Annotated in this window: 11 protein-coding genes; 4 read left to right on the forward strand and 7 right to left on the reverse strand. The window is 46.4% G+C overall.

The genetic code is table 11. The features are described from left to right. Nucleotides 1-237: 237 nt before the first annotated feature. From AC4GL5_RS08670 to AC4GL5_RS08690, 5 genes are all read right to left on the reverse strand, one after another. Complete coding sequence (locus AC4GL5_RS08670; protein ID WP_490382380.1) at nt 238-1836, reverse strand: phosphohexomutase domain-containing protein; 1599 nt, start codon at nt 1834-1836, stop codon at nt 238-240. A gap of 29 nt (nt 1837-1865) precedes the next feature. Next, nucleotides 1866-3245 (reverse strand): nucleotide sugar dehydrogenase, encoded by a 1380-nt coding sequence (locus AC4GL5_RS08675; RefSeq protein WP_490382381.1) that lies wholly within the window; start codon nt 3243-3245, stop codon nt 1866-1868. 25 nt (nt 3246-3270) lie between these two features. After that, nucleotides 3271-4908: a glucose-6-phosphate isomerase gene (pgi, locus tag AC4GL5_RS08680; protein ID WP_490382382.1), complete on the reverse strand. Its 1638-nt coding sequence runs from the start codon at nt 4906-4908 to the stop codon at nt 3271-3273. 236 nt (nt 4909-5144) lie between these two features. Next, complete coding sequence (locus AC4GL5_RS08685) at nt 5145-7964, reverse strand: FecR family protein (RefSeq protein WP_490382383.1); 2820 nt, start codon at nt 7962-7964, stop codon at nt 5145-5147. A 15-nt stretch (nt 7965-7979) separates the two neighbouring features. Continuing rightward, on the reverse strand, nt 7980-9422 hold the full coding sequence (locus tag AC4GL5_RS08690) for a hypothetical protein (RefSeq protein ID WP_490382384.1): 1443 nt from the start codon (nt 9420-9422) through the stop codon (nt 7980-7982). Nucleotides 9423-9727: 305 nt separating this feature from the next. On the opposite strand from AC4GL5_RS08690, the gene AC4GL5_RS08695 reads away from it, so the two are divergent. Next, on the forward strand, nt 9728-11050 hold the full coding sequence (locus AC4GL5_RS08695; RefSeq protein WP_490382385.1) for a hypothetical protein: 1323 nt from the start codon (nt 9728-9730) through the stop codon (nt 11048-11050). 41 nt (nt 11051-11091) lie between these two features. Here the strand turns inward: AC4GL5_RS08695 and AC4GL5_RS08700 are convergent, their stop codons facing one another. Further along, complete coding sequence (locus AC4GL5_RS08700) at nt 11092-12486, reverse strand: MBL fold metallo-hydrolase RNA specificity domain-containing protein (RefSeq protein WP_490382386.1); 1395 nt, start codon at nt 12484-12486, stop codon at nt 11092-11094. A 232-nt stretch (nt 12487-12718) separates the two neighbouring features. Between AC4GL5_RS08700 and AC4GL5_RS08705 the strand changes: the two genes are divergently transcribed. The 3 genes from AC4GL5_RS08705 (at nt 12719) to AC4GL5_RS08715 (ending at nt 15767) form a co-directional block, all read left to right on the forward strand. Then, nucleotides 12719-13627, forward strand: coding sequence for a hypothetical protein (locus tag AC4GL5_RS08705; protein ID WP_490382387.1), 909 nt, complete (start codon nt 12719-12721; stop codon nt 13625-13627). Nucleotides 13628-13720: 93 nt separating this feature from the next. Further along, nucleotides 13721-14686 carry a hypothetical protein gene (locus AC4GL5_RS08710; protein WP_490382388.1) on the forward strand — a complete coding sequence of 322 codons (966 nt, stop codon included), beginning with the start codon at nt 13721-13723 and terminating at the stop codon, nt 14684-14686. Nucleotides 14687-14912: 226 nt separating this feature from the next. Beyond that, nucleotides 14913-15767: a hypothetical protein gene (locus tag AC4GL5_RS08715; protein ID WP_490382389.1), complete on the forward strand. Its 855-nt coding sequence runs from the start codon at nt 14913-14915 to the stop codon at nt 15765-15767. 240 nt (nt 15768-16007) lie between these two features. On the opposite strand, the gene AC4GL5_RS08720 is transcribed toward AC4GL5_RS08715, so the two are convergent. After that, a complete protein-coding gene (locus tag AC4GL5_RS08720) occupies nt 16008-18887 on the reverse strand; it encodes a rhamnan synthesis F family protein (RefSeq protein ID WP_490382390.1) in 2880 nt (959 codons plus the stop codon). Between the last annotated feature and the right edge of the window lie 23 nt (nt 18888-18910).

The following is an 18910-nucleotide window of genomic DNA, read 5'->3' on the forward strand; positions in this document are numbered from 1 at the left end:
AAAACAGTACCTTGCATCAAGTGTTTCATTGTCATGTATTCCTTATCTTTCTTGTTGTTAGTTGCGTGCGATCTCTGCAGAGACGCAACGCAAACATGACAATTGCAAAGCACAGGCCAAGTTAAAAAAGCTGCTAAGCACCTGATTTTAGGGGCTTTCAACCGATAAAAAAACACCCGATAAGCAAAATATTGCTGACCGGGTGGTTTTCATAAGCAGAATCTCGCTTATAACAAACTAGAGTACTTGCGACAGCAAAGCCTTAGCTTCATCAATCAGTTCGTTCAAATGCTGCTCACCTTTAAAACTTTCAGCATAAATTTTATAAAGAGGTTCAGTACCACTTGGGCGGGCAGCGAACCAGCCATTTTCGGTAGTCACTTTTATGCCTCCTATCGCTACCTGATTACTGGAAGCCTTCACACAGACCTGATTAATGCAGTCACCCGCAAGCTGTTCTGAGTGAATATCATTTGCTGTCAGGTTTTTAAAAGCAACTTTTTGCTCAGGTGACAGAGGGGCATCAACCCGACGATAAACCGGGTTTCCATATTTTCTTGTTAGCTCTTCATAGTATTCTGATGGAGACTTTCCAGTAACGGCCATGATTTCCGCCGCAAGAAGACATAAAACGATACCATCTTTGTCTGTTGACCACGGATAGCCATCACGCGTGAGCAAGGTAGCACCGGCACTTTCCTCTCCCGCAAAAGCCAGCCACCCACCCTGAAGACCATCAACAAACCATTTAAGACCGACCGGGGTCTCATATAAGTCACGCTTGTGCCCGGCAACGACACGATCAATCATCGAAGAAGATACCAGTGTTTTACCCACCTTCAGGTCTGAAGCCCAGTGCGTCCGGTAACTCAACAGATAATCGATACATACCGCCAAAAAGTGGTTTGGGCTCATCAAACCTCTGCAGTCAACAATGCCATGCCGATCTGCATCCGGATCATTGCCAAAAGCCAACTGAAAACGCTTTCTAATGGCCAGCAGGTTTTCCATCGCGAATGGGCTGGAGCAGTCCATTCGAATTTTTCCGTCATGATCAGGAGGCATAAATGAAAAGCTGGGATCAATACTGTTATTCACCACCTCAATCTCAATACCTGTTTTTGAAGTCAATTCCTGCCAGATAGGAAGCCCCGCACCACCTAGTGGATCAACGCCCAGCTTAATACCGGCGTTACGAATTGAGTCCAGATCAATCACCTGAGATAGATCACCCAGATACTGGCCGGTGTAATCAAACTTCTCCGCGCTAGCAACCGCTGCTTCCAATGCCACACGCTTAACCCCATCAAGACCAACCTCCAGATACTCATTGGCCTTAGCCTGAATCCAGTCCGTCACATCAGCGCCAGCCGGGCCACCGTGAGCAGGGTTATACTTAATGCCCCCATCTTCTGGTGGGTTATGAGAAGGCGTTATCACCAAACCATCACTTAACTGGTCAGGATTTGCTGCATTGTGTGTGAGAATCGCATGACTGATCACCGGAGTTGCTGTTATCGCAAGAGGCCCTGCATCGATATACACATCAACATCATTGGCAATTAGAACCGTTAGCACCGAATTCCACGCTTGCTCGGATAAGGCATGTGTATCGCGCCCAAGATGCAGTGGTCCTGAATAGTTCTGTAATTGGCGGTAATCAGCAACGGCTTGAGCAATAGCCAGAACATGGCACTCATTAAACGAATTTTTAAGAGATGACCCCCGATGCCCGGAAGTCCCAAAAGAGACCCGATGTTGTGCATTATTAAAATCAGGACAATTTAAAAAGTACGCTTTTACCAAGCGAGAAACAAAGGATAATTCAGGCATCATTGGTTTCCAGTAATCACTAAAAATAGAACTTAAATAGCTAAACCCCGGCCAATACCGGAATAAACAAAACCTGCCTGCTCCGCAAGAAATGGCTGATAAACATTTCTTCCATCCAGCAATAATGGAATTCTCATATTCTCAGCAATCTTAGAAAGATTCAGATTCCATAAAATCTGCCATTCGGTAACCAGCATAATTGCATCAGCATGATGAGCCGCTTCCTCAGGACTGTGGCAAAAATGAATATATTCTTGGCTGAGATCATTCTCTGAAAGCAACCAGGTCTGCAAAGAATTGACAGCCATAGGGTCAAATATATTCACGTGTACATGATGAGACACGAGAGCTCTTAGTAAGGTCAGTGCAGGGCTACCAGAGATACTACTGGTATTTGGTTTAAAAGCAGCCCCCCAAAGAGCGACTTTCTTATTTTCAAGATCAGCCTTAAAGTAGCGCCAGAATTTTTGAAAAAGTAAGTCTTTTTGATTCGTATTGATTGATCTTACGCTTTGAAGCAACCCCAATCCACGAACATCACCGGAAGACACTCTCCTTCCTCTTTTTTTATTGCAATCAGACTCTATCTGACTCTCTGTCAATTCGTACTGTAAATAATCAAGAGTTCGCAGAAAAGAGTCCCCACCAAAACCACAACCCGGATATAAATAATGATGCCCGATTCGGGAGTCGGCCCCCATACCTTGTCTTACCGACTCAATATCAACGCCCTGATGCGTAGCCAGGTCAGCAAGCTCATTCATGTAGCTAATACGCGTTGCCAACATTCCGTTGATTGCAATTTTGGTCAACTCAGCTTCGCTGGGCTGCATAACAAGGCTAACGTCCTTACTGCGGTTAAAAGGAGACATCAGTTGCTGAATGAAAGTAGCGGCTTGACCGGAGCTACATCCAATAATGATTCGCTCCGATTTGGTAAAACTCTGTAATGCTCGGCCTGCCTCAATAAACGAAGGCCAATATATACAATCTACATCCAGATTTATTTCATTATCAGCAAGATATCGATCAACCCTTGCCTGCAACTTGCTCGTTGTACCAACAGCAACAGACTGCACAAGCGCAAAAAAAATCCTTTCATGGGTGCTTTCATTGTGCTCAGCAGAACGAACAAAGTTTTCCAGAGCTGAAAAATGCTCCTCAAGGGGTAGGCTGCTTCTTGCGTCGATTAATATAGAGCAACATTTACAATTGACGTCCGTACTACCTGCCAAGGTAATGCGCCCTTCGGACAGGCGAGCCTCCAACAACAAGAGTAGGTCAGGCTCAGCGATTTCACTGTTTTCACCCGGCAGGCAAGACTGATCAATACTGACACCAAACCCTGTTGACGAAAGCCCTGCGGCAAGAGTCCAGGCTTCAAGGTTATTCCCTAAAATACAAATATTCATTGTCTATACCCAAAACCACACAAAATCAGCCCCTATCCGATAGCGGTCGTGTCTCTCTGAAAGCAGCAACCTTACGTGCCAGAGCGCGCGTCGAACTATCGATATCGTCATCAACTCCGGAATAATCAATGGAACGTAGCTTAAGAGCCACCTCTTTACCCAACTCAACCCCCCACTGATCAAAGGGATTAATTCCCCATAAAACGGCTTGAGTAAATACTTTATGCTCATAACAGGCTATCAACGCCCCAAGCGAATAAGGGTCCAGACGGTTTAGCAGAAGAGTGGATGACGGCTGATTTCCCGGATAACACCGAAAAGGGTTAGAAGAGTCGAGATCCCCTCCAAAAGCAAAGACCTTAGATTGGGCAAGGCAATTTGCAATATTCAACTCATGCTGAGCAGCTAATTCGTTGTAATGGGTGTGCTGTTGGAAATCATCATATCGGTTAGCTGCTAAAATAAAATCAGAGCCTACAGACTGAGTCCCCTGATGTAAGAGCTGATAAAAAGCATGTTGAGCATTTGCGCCTACATCTCCCCATAATATTGGCGAGGTATCGTAATCAACGGATATCCCATCCTGCGTGACTGACTTACCATTACTTTCCATCTCTAATTGTTGCAAAAAAGGTGGAAAAAACTTCAAGCGCCCGTCATAGGGTAAAATGGCATGGGTTTTGATCCCCAAAAAATTAACATTCCATACCCCGAGAAGAGCCATTAGAACAGGAATATTTTCCAAAGGAGGTCGGCTGCGAAAGTGAAGATCCATGTCATGCGCACCAGCAAGTAGCGCCCTAAAAGCCGAACATCCTAAACTCAGTGCGATCGAACATCCGACAGTAGACCAAAGAGAAAACCGTCCGCCAACCCAATCCCAAAAAATAAGTTGATTACTTTCAGGAATCCCCCATGAAGACATGCGCTCTGCAACAGCCGAAATGCCAATAAAGTGACAACGAAGCATCAGCCCCTCATCAGGACATACCTTTTTCAACCAGGCTCGCGCCGTATCAGCATTCGACAAAGTATCAATTGTCGTGAAGGACTTAGATGCGATCAAAAAAAGCGTTGTCTCAGGGTTGAGATGCTCCAAAAGCTCAAACAACTGACTTCCATCTATAGTGGATGCAAAATGAACCTGTATTTTCCTGGCAGAGGGCGAAGCAAACTCCCTAAGAGCAACAGAAACCATCAAAGGGCCAAGATCACTACCGCCAACGCCCAAATTGACAACATCTGTAATAGCCTTGCCTGAAAAACCTCTCCGGATTCCTTGGTGTATCTCGTCAACAAGCCGCTCCATTTTTTGAAGCTGAAGCTCTACGTCAAGAAATTCGCTACCCTGCTTTTCGCTAGGAACCCTTAACTGAGTATGAAGCGCCGCTCGCCCCTCGCTAAAGTTAACAACCTCCCCCGAGAAAAGGCGATCAACAGCACTGGGAACCTCCGACTGATAGAAGAGCGCTTCAAGAGCGTCTAGAATTTCGCGGGTAACTCTTTGCTTACTAATATCCAAACAAAAAATATCGGATTCAACCCACATTGATTCCGCACGATCAGGGTCAGAACGAAAGAGATCTTTGATGTGAGGTAAACCAGTGGCCAAGCTCTGTAGTTGCTTGAAAACAGGCTGATGCGTTAAAAGTTTAGTGACCATAAATTGATATGCTTAGGAGAGTTAAAAAAGCTTATGCACACTTTTTAACAACCAAAAAAAGTAGCAAAAGAACATAAAAGAAAAATGTAGTCAATCCGGAAAATAACAGGCAGTTGCTGCATTGGTCGCAGATATAAAACACCTGTCTTTTTTGAAAGCGATGAAAGCCAACCAAAATGAACTAAGCACCGGTGGCTGGCTTTTCATCCCTGTAAGGTCATCACATCTCGCCAGAATTATCTCTCAAACAAAGAAACCCCTTTTCCTAAAACTCCAGATGTTTCGATGAGTAACATAATAGCTTCCGCATCACTTCCGGCAAACCGTCCGGAAGCCAGGCCACCCGTAAAAGTTCCACTACCCGTTAGAGCAACTTGGTCAAAACCCGTCAAATCCGGCAAAGCTGCGCCCGATGCAGATAATATCCCATCAGACCCTAAATCCAGATAAATATCCATGTTTGGGATGGCCCCACCTATATTCAGCGTTAATGAGCTCATATAATCGAGAGCAGCAATAAAAGACCCTGAAGCGTCATATATTTCTCCGCCAGCGGCTATGTTGAATTGAACGGAATTATTACCCGTCAAAGCAACCAGATCCGACAGATCATTCAACTGAGGCTTAGCACTGGTGTAAATGTAGGGTAACACCCCAATACTGGTATTTGAGATCGAACTCAAACTGGGATCAGAATCAACAACAGAATAATCAGCCTCCTGCCAGACGCCCCAATAAACCATTTCGCCACTTGCAAGCATATGTTCATTATCAATATTCTGATTCAGAGGGTTTTCTAAAGCCAGGCCAAAAGTCTGAGCCCCACTCGCCAGAAGGGTCTCAAAGTAGGCAGCAGAATCCGCGAAGCATTCACCCCTTACACATTCAACGCTACGAATTTCAGGATAAGCGCTTAAGCTGCTATCTAACCCAAGCAAGCCATAAGAGCTGGCTCGCTGTCCAGGCAGAGGCGGCAAATGATTACCCACGCCATTCAACGCAACCCCAACCTCACCGCTCAGGTTATGCTCAGGCACTTCAGCGTATAAAATGCCAAACACGCCGTCTACGGTAGAGCTATCCCCGGAAAAGCCGCCAAAAAAATTGCCTGAAGAAGATGATTCCACCTCACTGGATGAATAGTAGCTCCCAGAGAAATTCATACCCTGCTCTAAAAAAGTAGAGATCGTCACACCATCATAGTTATAAAGATCTAATATAGCTTGACCACCTTCAAACTGAGCACCGCCTCTCAACTTTTGATCCTGCACATCGTAGTGTAACGACATATTCTGCAGAACCATTCCATCCAAAACTGGCGCTATTTTGCTGGTATCTGCAGCCAGCAAAAAGTCATACGACAGTCCCAGCGCCCCAGAATCCATGGAAGATTGAATATCGGAAAGATCCGTTAGTAACGAGTCACTTGCAGAATAAACCAAAGGCCCCAGAGGCTCGCCCAAATCAGATACCGTCTGAGGGTCTAAGAACGCATACTCGCTCTTTGGCCAATAGCCTAAATAAGTCTTCGAATCTGTAATAGGGTTTATAAAGTGCAGGCTGTGTTGTTCAATATCTTCAAGCGAAGGCATTAGCCTTTGAATTCTGAGTTCATCAGATATATCAGCACCGACAAACAGTGATTGCAGCCCACCGGATGAACTTTCGTCGGAGCTTACCCAAGTGGTCGAATTTCCCGCAAAACTCAACACAGTCCCCGAGGTACCCGCAAATAAGACTCCCTGCCCAATCAGAGAGTCAGCAGGGTTCAGAGCTCGCCCCGTCGGATTCAACATCAGTGAGCAGTCGTTATAGCCATATCCCTGACAGAGCCTGTCCTTAATCAGGGCCTGCTCTTTCGCCTCACAAGATGTAAAACCTTCCTGTTTACAGGCAAATTCCGCTGCCACAAAGGCATCCTTCTCAGCGCAGGATGCAAAACCTTCCGCCTTACACTCATCCTCAAGCTTTTGGTAAAAGTCCCTTGCTGAACAAGACGTGAATCCCTGCAATTTGCACTCTTTCTCAGCGGCTAAATATTCGTCTCTAGCCTGACAAGAATCAAATCCCTCACTCACACATTGCTCTTCCGTGGGTTGCGAATCCTTATCAGCACAAGATAAGTACCCTTCGTCAATGCACTGCTTCTCTGCCAGCAAATATTCTTCCCGCTCTGCGCAAGAGCTGAATCCCTCAGACTGGCACTGTAACTCAGCATCATCCTGACCATCGTCTCTTTGATCTTCAGACAAATTTCGGTTATTTAAAATCGAAGTATCCGTCTCGGGTGAGGGAGTAGTCTGGGATGTTACGCCAGAACTCTGAATAACTCTTTTTTCATCTTTCTTCTGCTCAGGGCTCGTTACAGCCTCACCTGAACCAAAAACCGAAGAATCGGCAGGATAGGACTCCGGATCAGCATCCGATTTAAATATGGCCAAAGCGCCCCCGGCCCGAACCAAGCGAGTACTGGAAGACGTCGCAGCCGCCGCACCTTCTTCAACCATTAGATAGGTGCCTGAACGAGCACCAGCAGGTAGGTCAGGGCTGCCTTCGTCATAATGCACAAGCCGAATAATCGTGCCGCGAATACCAATAGTTGCCACAGGGGTTTTGTAACTGACACTGGCAGGGTTCCGATGACCGATAGCACCTGTAATAGAACGTAAGCCCCCACGAATCAGGCTGGTTTCCTGAGAAGAACCTTCCTCAGTGTCATTGTAGGCATACTGACTGATTTCAATTTCAGAGTTCGGCCGTACAGCAAGCGTCCCGCCATCAGTAAAACGAATCTGAACAGAACTACTACCTCCGGTGACAACTTTGTCACCAGCAAAAATATTTCCGCCTCTTTTCGCCGTCATCGATGTGCCATCACGCTCAATATTCACTGAGCCATGGACAAACATTAGACGACCGGCAACCTCCGCAGCATAAGTACTGCAAAAAACAAGCATAAGCAGAGTAAAGGCCAGAATAGAAACAATAAACCGGGCAACCCCATGTTTAACGCCTGCCCCTGAATCGGCAGAGTTCAGAGCTATTGGTGAATTCATTTTACTCCCCCAGAATCAGCGCCACAGATAAGTGATATTGAGACCAGCTACAAACTGATCGGAATTAAAAAAGTCAATATTGGAACTCTGATCCCGATATTTTAACTCGCCGGTAAAGTACCACTCCGGGCGTATAAGCCAGGAGAAAACAGCAGCACCGGAAATCAGATCATCATCGCGATACGCATTGGACAATTTATTATAGAAAGCAAAGCCTTTGTCGTCGTAAAGAACCTTGCGGTACTCCAGTTCTAATTGCAGTTTTTGTCGTTCAGCAATGGCAAAGCTTTGAACAAGCTTCAACTTACCTCTCCAGGCATCACCACCATCACGCTCTGCAGAGGCAAACTCCCTCTCCAGCTCTGTTGTAAAGCGAATATCCCAAACTGCAGACATCGGGTATAAAACGGATGCCCCAACGCCCAGAGAATCATAATCATTGTGATCAAGGTCCGCATAACTTGCATTGCGCAAAATGGCATGCGAAGACAGTCGACTGGACTGAAGCACTGGCTGCTCAAGCTGCCCCTTGAGCGTCAGCATATTTAAAAGTTTCTCTCTGGATGTATCCGTATAGACCTGAGAAAACTGCACACTGCCCGAAGCAGAGCGATCCTTAGAAAGTTTATGTTGCCAAGAAGCGCTACCCTGTAAAACGGAAAGATTAAACTGCTCCAAAGCCGACTTGTCATAAAGACGTTCCTGAATTCCGGCTGAGAACTGAAGATTATTATCGCTATTAAGAGGGAATCGCCCAACATATTGGGCTTGAAGATCAGCGAATGTTCCGGACATCCCGCTAATCGTTGTCTGAAAAAGACCACCAAAAAGCTCAACATTATAATCCGCAGGCGCACTGTTAACATTCGAATCGTGACCTAGCCCGCCTGTTATCATAAAACTATGAGAAGGCTCAGACTGCAGACGCTTGCGCTCAGAAAGTCTGTCCCGGTATTTCCGAATAACCTTAGCCGCCTCTGGTGGTGGCGACATTTCTTCCAATTGAGCCAATTCCAAATCAGCTTGCTCAAATTGCCCCAGCTGAACAAGCGCAATAGCCCGCTCCAACCGGCCTGCAGCGTGCAGAGGGTTAGCAAGCAGCAATCGATCTAACGCAAAAAGCCCCAAAGCGGCCTTATTAGAACGAACAGCTGCCAACCCTAATAAATAATCATACTCAGCCAGTCCGGCAAACTCGTACTCGTGCTCCAGTAAAAGGTTAAGCGCCCTTTCAGTATCACCCGCGGCCAGATGCTGCTCCGCCTGACGCAAAAATTCAGCAGATTCTGATGGTTTTTCTTCCGCGAAAACCACTGCAGAAAGTGCACAAAGGATCAGTGCAAGAGCAAAAAAACGGATAGAAAAAACAACGGAACAATTGTTTTTAACCAAAAGCATGACAGGGCCCCACCGAGAATAAAAATGCTTAACAGCCGCAAGCTTAATACAATTAAGCATGATTTTGTGTGCGCTTTTTCAAAACATTAAAAGAAAAGTCAGAAAACAAGCCTAAAGCGACCAGTCCAACCTATAAATGCAATATCCGACTATTTATCCGGAAAATAAGCGAATTAACCTATAAAGAAACAACCCGATATAACGGGCTGACCCGGCATGCCTTGGGCTTTACCCGCACTTGATCATCTAAGCATTATGAAGATATATTATGAAGACATATTGAACCCTAAAGATATCAAGAACCTTGTAATTGCAAATACATTGCAAGACCAAACCTACAGTCTCCCCTTTCAAAGGAACGATCAATGAGCCAGATCATGCGAAACAGAGACAACCCGAAACGATCAATAGCTAATCCTCTTAAATATTCCTCTAAAGCAGTCATCACGCTACTTCTGTTTGGCATGCTAGGGGCATGCGGTGGCAACACATTAAAGCCCCAGCAAATATCCAGCGATGCAGCCAAAACGACTGAATTGGAAAAAGAGCGCGCTATTAGCGAGTCCCGGGATGCCTACACACTCTGGCTTGACAAGCTGAACGACGCCGAGCATTTACAGCTGTACTCACCTTCTTTATATAGCCAAATGCTGGAAGATTGGTCAGAAGCTGTTGATATTTATGAAGAAATTTCTAACAACCCAGAGAAAGCCTCGGAAGATTATTCCTTTTTCTCTTCAGAAAGCTACGCTGAACGCTTTAGTCAGAACGTAGAAACCGTTAAAGTAACTTACAACAAGCTGACCAAGCTCAAAGAAAAAGCAGACCAGGTATTAGCCCCCTCCATTGAACAAATGGCATACCTCATTAAGATTAATAGCGAAAAGCATCATCCCCAGCGCTTTCAAACGATCAACAACCACTATAAAGCACTATTCAGCTACGTCGAAGACGATGAAATAGGCACCGCTCAGGATAAACAGTCAGAATTTCTTCCCAAAGCAAAACAGCTTGAAATCACTACGATTCAGACAATCTATCTGGATCCGATTGAAAGAGATACCAAAAAGCTGGAACAGGCTGGCATTAGCCTGCAGGCACCGGACAGCTACCGCAGAGCTTTGGCTAAATTAGACCTCGCCAAAGAAACCATAAAAGCCAATCCACGAGAGCTTAATCTCATTGAAAAAGCCGTGGCTTCTGTACGATTTGAAATAAACCACACGCTTCATATCGCAGCAGAAGTTAAAAAGCTAAAAAGCACGCCAGAAGAAAAATATGAAGCCTACCTGCTAGAAATTGAAAGTAATCTGCTAAAGATAGCGATTGCTCTTAGTGAAAAAGACTACAGGGATAATACCTTAGCCAATCAGTCAAAAATTCTGGCATCAGAAATCAAGAAATTACGGGCGGCACAAATCCCATTAGAGTCAGAGAATGATCGCCTACTTCTGGAGGTAAACCATCTGAAAGAAGAAATATCCACGCTGCGACAAAAGCTTGAAAAACTGCAGATCCCAAACAGTCTGCCTTCTTCTGTCAATCAGCCCGCACAACCCTCGGCAACATCACCACAGCTTCAACAAGAGCCAACGAATCAGAAACCAACCCGCTCAGAACCATCCAGCCCGCTCTCCATCAACCCGGCCCCAGTCAGCCAGGAGCAAACAGCACCGCTGACTGAGTAAATTAAGAAAAAAGCCAGAGCCTTATAAGGCTCTGGCTCTCATCAGTCAAAAGCCGTTATCACTTTCGTACCCCATTGACTTAATTGGCCATCAAGCACATTTTTCAGCGTTTTCTGAGCCTGCTCATCCCCATGAATCAGATGCACCCGCTCAGGTTTAACCCTCATACCGGACGCAAACCGGACTAAATCAGCCTGATCCGCATGAGCTGAATAGCCGCTCAACGATGCCACAGCCGCTTTAATCGTATATTGCTGACCATCCAGCCGAACCCAGCCACCTGAAGGCCCATATTTAAGGATATCAGCCCCGGGGGTACCTGATGCCTGATAACCAACAAACAAAACCTGATGCCGTTCATCACCCAGACACGCCTTCAGATAATTAACAATTCGTCCACCCGTTGCCATACCACTTGCAGCAATCACAACAGCAGGCCGCCTGTAATCTCTCAAATAGTTGACGGTATGCAGGTGATTATCATGACTGTCGACCGTATAGAGTGATTCAAAACTCAGCGGGTGCCTGCCCATGCTTAAACGACGTCGTGCTTCTGCATCCCAAAATGGCCGAAGCTGGCGGTAAACATCCGTAAATGAGGCAGCAAGAGGAGAATCCACAATAATTTCAAGCGCTTTGAGCGGTGAATCAGAAGGCGCTTTATAGATAAGATGCTCAATCTCATACAGTAACTCCTGAGTTCTGCCGATACTGAAAGCCGGTATCAAAAGACAGCCTTCACTCACAACACATTGCTCAAGATAACCCAATAGCGCCTTAGCTCGCCCTCGTCGGTTTACATGCCGCTTATCACCATACGTACTTTCCAAAAATAAAATGTCAGCCCGGTACGGAGATCTTGGCGCAGGTAACAAAGGCGACCAGGGAGCGCCCAAATCACCAGAAAATACAGCCCTCACATTTCTGACCGGCTTAAGGTAAGAACAATCAAACTCAACAAACGCAGAGCCCAGAATATGTCCGGCCCTCTGAAGGCGAACACTCAGATGGACCACCTGATCTGCTGCAACGGGTAACCAATCCCCATAAGGAATGACCACGAGCTGAGACTGTAATTGTTTCAATACCTTATCGATTAACAATCGGTCTCGGGTAAAGCCGATCTCAAGCGCATCTTCAATCACCAAAGGCAAGAGAATCGCCGATGGCTCAGAACAGATAACCGGGCCTTTATAACCCGCCGCTAACAGGTAAGGCAGCCTCCCCACGTGATCAATATGCACATGAGTGATAATCAGCGCCTTGACCGTATCCAGGTCAAAGCCAATGGTCAGATCACGCCCGGAACGCACCTCGTCTCCCTGAAACAAGCCGCAGTCAACCAGCACAGAACACGCTTCTGACAGAAAAAACTGATGGCAGCTTCCGGTTACTCCCCTAGCCCCCCCATGATGAACCACACTCGGATAAGACATCCTGTCCTCCTCAATTTATCAAGGCCCCATTAAATCTCAGTGATGCTGTAACGGGTTTAACCTCTGCACTCATTTAAACCAACAAGAAAACACAGCTAACAGATACCCAGCAGGCATTCTATAAAAAAGCGCATATTAATTGCCTCTAATCAAATAAAACGGTCAAAACCCACACTATATTAGAAGGACTTTAACAAACGGAGGCTGATTGCAGCGGCAATCAGACAGAAGCATGACTCACCCTTCCAAGCAAAACGTTCTGAGCATTAGCACCCTATTATTAACATCCAGCCTTGCGCTTACCGGCTGCCTTGGCAGCAGTGATGGCAGCAGCAAAGACAGTAGTGACACCGAAAAAGCAAGCGCCCTGCAAGGCACCTGGCTGGGCAATTGTCAATTTGATAACGACAATGACCGATACGTTGTAGAACAACTGGAAATCACCGATGAACAGATCAAACAGACTGATATTTACTATGCCAATGATGATTGGGAGTGCGCAGGCACCAGTACAGGAAACCTGATCGCGGCCACCGCAGCGTTCAGCGATGAAGGCCGTTACAGCCCTGCTAACGCCCCAGAGCTGGAGCTTCACAAATTGCACCTGGATCTGGGGGCCACTTCCGCAAAAGTTGCCGCTTATGCAACCCCCAAAGGTCAGTACCTCATCATCACCGATAGCGTGGCAGGGTTATACCCAACAGACTTCAAGATTGATGATACCTACAAAAAACAGGGAATAACCTTCTCCTCTACAGGTACGACTCAGGCCGTACTGGGACACTTTGGCTTTAATCTGAAAACAGGCTCATCAGCAAACCAAGATTTATACACAACAGCCTGGAGCCCGAGTGGACTGGGCGGTGACTGGGGAACCGGTATCTGGATCACCCCAACGTTACAGGACGAAACCGGAAATATTTACATCAGCAATCAGGGAGAAAATACCCTAAGCGAGGTTTCATCAATTCCTGCATCCTGGCCAACGGGAGACTCAGCCATTACCCCTGTAAAAAAAGGGGAGGTTCATGTTATAAAACGTAATGACGGCAGCTATGCGAAGCTCCGCGTATTACATGACCCAATAGTCGATGGTGTAGCCAACTGGGAGATACTGGTGGAATACCAATTAATGGACTAGCTAAGGGATAACAGCGGCTCATAGATAGGCTCAGCGGTCTGTGAGCCGCTACCAAAAACAGGGGAGTCCCTGTGTTTCTTAAAGGATCAGAAAATGAAAAAGTTGGCATCCTGCCTTGTTTTAGGCGTTAGCGCTGTGACATTAACCGGCTGCGGAAGCAGTGGCGGCAGTGACTCTGATGACACCAAACTGAGAGGCACAGCCGCGACAGGTGCAGCCATTCAAAATCAGGAAGTTACCGCAAAATGTGCCGACGGCACCGGTTTTGTCAGCCCTGTCTTTACCAACAGCAAAGGCGAATGGGCCGGAGAGATTGGCGAAAACGTACTCCCTTGCGCCCTTAAAATCAACAGCCCTTTGCTGGGCAGCAATCTCTATAGTTTTGCTAACAGCCTGGGTACCGTCAATATTACACCGCTCACCAACATGGTCGTCGCCCGCGCCGCATCGGCTACGCCAGACGCTTGGTTTAACGGTGCCGATATTAACATCAGCCAAAGCCAGTTTGACGCTGCCATAAACAGCCTGACCAGCGCCCTCAATAGCTCTGGCTTTAAACTGCCTAAAGGCAACCCGGTAACCACAGGCTTTGATATTGGTGATGACTGGGATGAAGTACTGGATGACCTGCTGGCATCTATCGAAAACAGCGGCACCTTCAATAACTATGGCGCGCTTTTGACCAATTTCCTGGAAGGCAACAACAGCATCCCACTCTATGTTGATAGCGATGACGACGATGATTTCGGTGATGACTACGACTACCCTGACTACGACTTAGGCGACTATACCGGAGGTTACGACCTAACCATCACCACTTATATGGAAAACACGTCCCCCATTGCGACGGTTGTCGAAGATACGCTAAAGCCCAACTCAAAGAGTGAGTTCTGCGTAGAAGATCTTTATGACGACCTAAAAGACGGCAACGGTGCATACAGTTGGGACATGGTCAGTTGTACCTTCTCTGGCAATGTCGGTGAAATTCGCATGACAACCACCATTGCGGGCTACGGCACCCTCAACTATCGAACAACCTACGAGTACAGCAAACGTTAATAGGACACCAGAGAACAGGTAACCTGGGGTTATCTGTTCTCGCCCCCCTAAAACACAGACAATAACCGCCCAAAAAGAATACCCGCCCGCTTGTACACCACTTCAATTGCTTCCTCCAGTATCTTAACAGCAACTCACCCGCATCAATTGGCCTGTATTTAATGCTCAGTTAATGTTACTGCCTTTAAAGTACCCGTTACCCTAATACCAAAACGGAGTACTTATCATGTCCGATGATTTTTATCGCTTCACGCTCGTCAACGGCCAGGTCGTAAGCCTTGAAGAGTGGGATGATGGCCGCTGGCAGACAGAAGCCCCCGATCAGGATGAAAGCTACCACGCCTCCGGTGATCTCATTATCAAAACCGAACGGGAAGATAATTCAGTGGAGATGACCACCTATGCCGACACCAACCATGATGGCATCTATCAGGAAATATCCGAAAACAAATACCCTCTGGATTCCGTTTACCCCGATAGCAGCAACGGTAATCCCCTGTCAATTGCCCCTGAATTTTATGACCGGGATTTATACCGTTTTAGCCTGGATGAACAAGGCAACGTTATTCTTGTAGAGGAATGGGATGACGGGCAGTGGCAACGGGAAAAACCCGATGCTGACGAAAGCTATTACTCGCACGGCAATTCCATTGTCAAAACGGAACAGGAGGGCCGCTATCTGGAAACCACCACCTATACCGATGAAGATGGTGACGGTATTTATCGTGAGGAATCAGAAAGCTACCAAAGCCCGAACCAGACCTCAAAGCCGATAGACAGCCTTAATACAATAGCCCTTAAACCAACCGAAACGCAGACCGGCAGCGAACAACAGGATGCTTTTGTGGTAAGCGAGCTGGGCAAACTCATGATTGAAGCCTTTAATGCCGACCAGGGGGATCAGCTGATCTTTGATACCGGACTGGGCTTAAACAGCCCGCATCAATTGGAGCAACACCTGACATCACTGGAGTATCAGGCTGGTGTTCTGGCGCTTGAATTCGGTCACCATTGCCAGATCAGTATTACCGGTATCGAGCAGAACCAAATCAGCTGGGATCTGGTTACTATCATAAGCTAAACCGTTTAAGCTAACCGGCTCAACGTTAAGTGGCTTGAGTGTCTGAATCAGGTCAGGTTGTCTAGGCAAAGTCAGGACAAACCGGGAGCAGAGTGCTATTTTCTCGGCTCCCGGCTCATACACAGAAGACCTGTATGCCACCTCAGAAGGCACCGCATCGATCCCACCCAGCATGCCGTACCCGGCAAATGATAGCATTTAACATCATCCGCAATGACACCCTGAAAGGCGACCTACATTTTAGTTAACAAGGCCACGACCACAGTAGTAATCATCTAAAGCTATCTCTTTCAGAAAGGTTATTTCTTCGTCTGATAGTTGACTGACAAAAGTTTCATAGAGTCGGCAAGCTACTTGAGTTGAAGGTGCAAATTCCGGCATTAACTGTTCACGCACATTGATCGCATCATCGACATAAGCCAATACACCTTGTTGTAGTTCTTCCCGTAGCGGCTGGCAAGCTGTTTCCTTTGAAGACAAATCACGGAAAACACCGACTATTTGCTGTGCAGTCTCAGTGTATTTTACAACTTGTGCAGAATCAGAACTTAAGAGTTTTTCTAACTCAAAGTTGTAGCGATACATTAAGGGTGCATCAACATTAGGGTGAACCTGATTATAGTAGCAGCCTGTCACATCAACACCATGACGTTGTGCTACAGCCCCCGAACGGCCATCAGTCAACAGGTAATGACCCTGAGCGGGCTGGGTTAACAGCTCATTAAGGTATCCCTGAATGGTGGCACCATAACCCACATCAACGACCGTTTGCTTGCCATCAGCGTCCATTCCCTGGCTGGCAAGATACTTCAGTAACGCGGCTTTTTCTACGGCTGCAGCAGCAAGGATATCAGCTTCCAGCAGCTTGAACAGTTCGAGCAGGTGCTTAGTGTTTCCATCGCGGACTTCAACCTGTTTATCTGCATGCCAGCCCGTTTGCTCAGAAATGGTTTGCCATTGCTCTGCACTTAAACTAAGACCGAAGCGTTCTTTCAAAAAACCAGCCAGATTGTTAGAGAAATAGTTGTTCCGTGCAATTTTGAGAATATCATCCAGGTTCTTCAATGACGGCACACTAACAGCACGGCGCGAGACAACCAGATAATGACTACTGGCAGGCAGTTCAAGGCCAGCAGTCCAGCGGTCAAATACCTGCTTAATTAGTTCCCCTTCCCGGGCAAGAAAATACAATCGCTCAATATTATTGTCCCTTGCTTGCTCTGTCAGCCAGTGCGCAAAGCCAGTTAACAAAGGCCCAACCAGGCTATAACCTATATTAAATGCTGTTGGTTTAACTAAGTTGTAGGGATTGAGCTGTGGGTAGGTAACCGCAGCAAAGTTTTTTTGTAACACCAAACCCAGGGTTAGCTGGGCATTTAAATTACCCTGCTGCTCAATATTTTCCAGTAGTTGACGCCAGCGTGGTAGTGAACGCGCAATATCAGCGGCACGTAAGGTATGTAGTGCATTGGCACCTAAATCGAGTGGAATCTGTAAATCTGAGCGCTCGTTATCGCCCACCATAAGAAATTCCTGGGGCTGCAGAGCATATTTGTCGAGCAGATACTGATATAGCTCACCGGTGTCTTTACGCAGACCAATATCACTGGAAAGATACAGCGATTGCCAGCCTTCAATATCCTGATGATCCAAGGTGGATTTTATGTGTTCTATAGGGAGAAACATATCCGAGATGAGCACAACAGGTTTGCCGGTAGCAAGAGCCTTATGATACAGCTCTACACCGCCTTTGCGCGGCTTAACACTGGCGTATTCAACCTGCTCTTCCAATGCCTGCAACTGACTGACCTGTTCTTGTGGCAGGCCCGTCATTTTTTGAAAATGTTGATAAATAACGTGTAGATTAATATCCCGACCGGCTTGTTGACGGGCGCTTGATTCAGCCTGCGCACGATACTCCAGATAGATTTTTCCCAGATTTGGGTTATCCAGAGAATTACCCGCCCGGAGCGCAACAATTTCTTTAACCGCTTCCGGGTCAAGCATAGGACGGCTGAGCAGGGTGTCAAAAATATCAAAGCCAATCAGTTTAACTTTTGAAGCATTGAGTTCCTGATGGATTGTTTCAAAACTACGCTCTAACACAGTATTAAAGCGCCAGGCTGACCAGCTGGGCGTTTGCCTGTCTTTAATAATTCCAATTGGGTAACCCTGACTTGAGCTGACCAGGCCCATTAGCCGTTCTAGACAGTGAGCAAAAGTACCGTCGGTTTGCCCGGCTTCTTCAGCAAAATCATTCAGGGTAATTCCGGCATCAAACAGCGGCTTTAGGGCCGCCGTGCGAGCCCAGAACATCGTACCCGCAGGAAAGTCAAAATAGACATTAGGGAAGTGACTAATACCCAGGCGTGCACACCATTGAGCACCCAAAGCCTTATTAGCAAGCCAATGGTTAGCAAAATAAGGGATCAGGTAAAAATTCTGCGGGTAAACAAGGCCACGGGCATGATCGCCCTGTAGTAAAGTAAAAATTCTGCGAATTTGTTCCGGGCTACCCAACAGGCTGCTGCATAGGTATTGACGCCAACCCTCGGTAGCACCTTTGTTGTATAAAGACTTCTTACTGTGTAAATGAGCAACGTAATCATATCGGGCAAGATGATCACCAAATGCACAAAACATAGGAGCGATATCACGCCCACGATTAGCGACCACCTCTATTTTAAGTTGCTTAAGCAGAGGGAGATTACTGAATTTTTCCTGACAGATGGCCAAGCCTTGTTCATCAGTCACAGAAATATATAAGTCATAGTTAAACGGCATATTTTTTAAATAGCCAACAAACTCATCAGACAAATCTGTGTAATACATGTGCAGATGAATGGCTATACGCCCCAGTGCATTTTTTGCTGGCGGTAAGCCTTCAATTAAAATCAGGTCTCCACACTGATCTGCAGCAGGCGTTATAATCTTGCTGTTTTTCCACATATGAAAGTGTGGCGTTCCGTAAAAAATCCAAGGAAACACCCGATAAATAAATTCCACTAATGGATTTCTTATTTTTAATGGTAGCTTCCAGTAAACACGCTTAGCCAACGATAAAAAAAGCTCGCGCAACCGTAATACTTTATTCTTAGCTGACTGAATAAGGATGTGCATAACGTGGGTTAGTTTCCGTAAAT

The organism is Oceanospirillum sp., assembly GCF_982874595.1.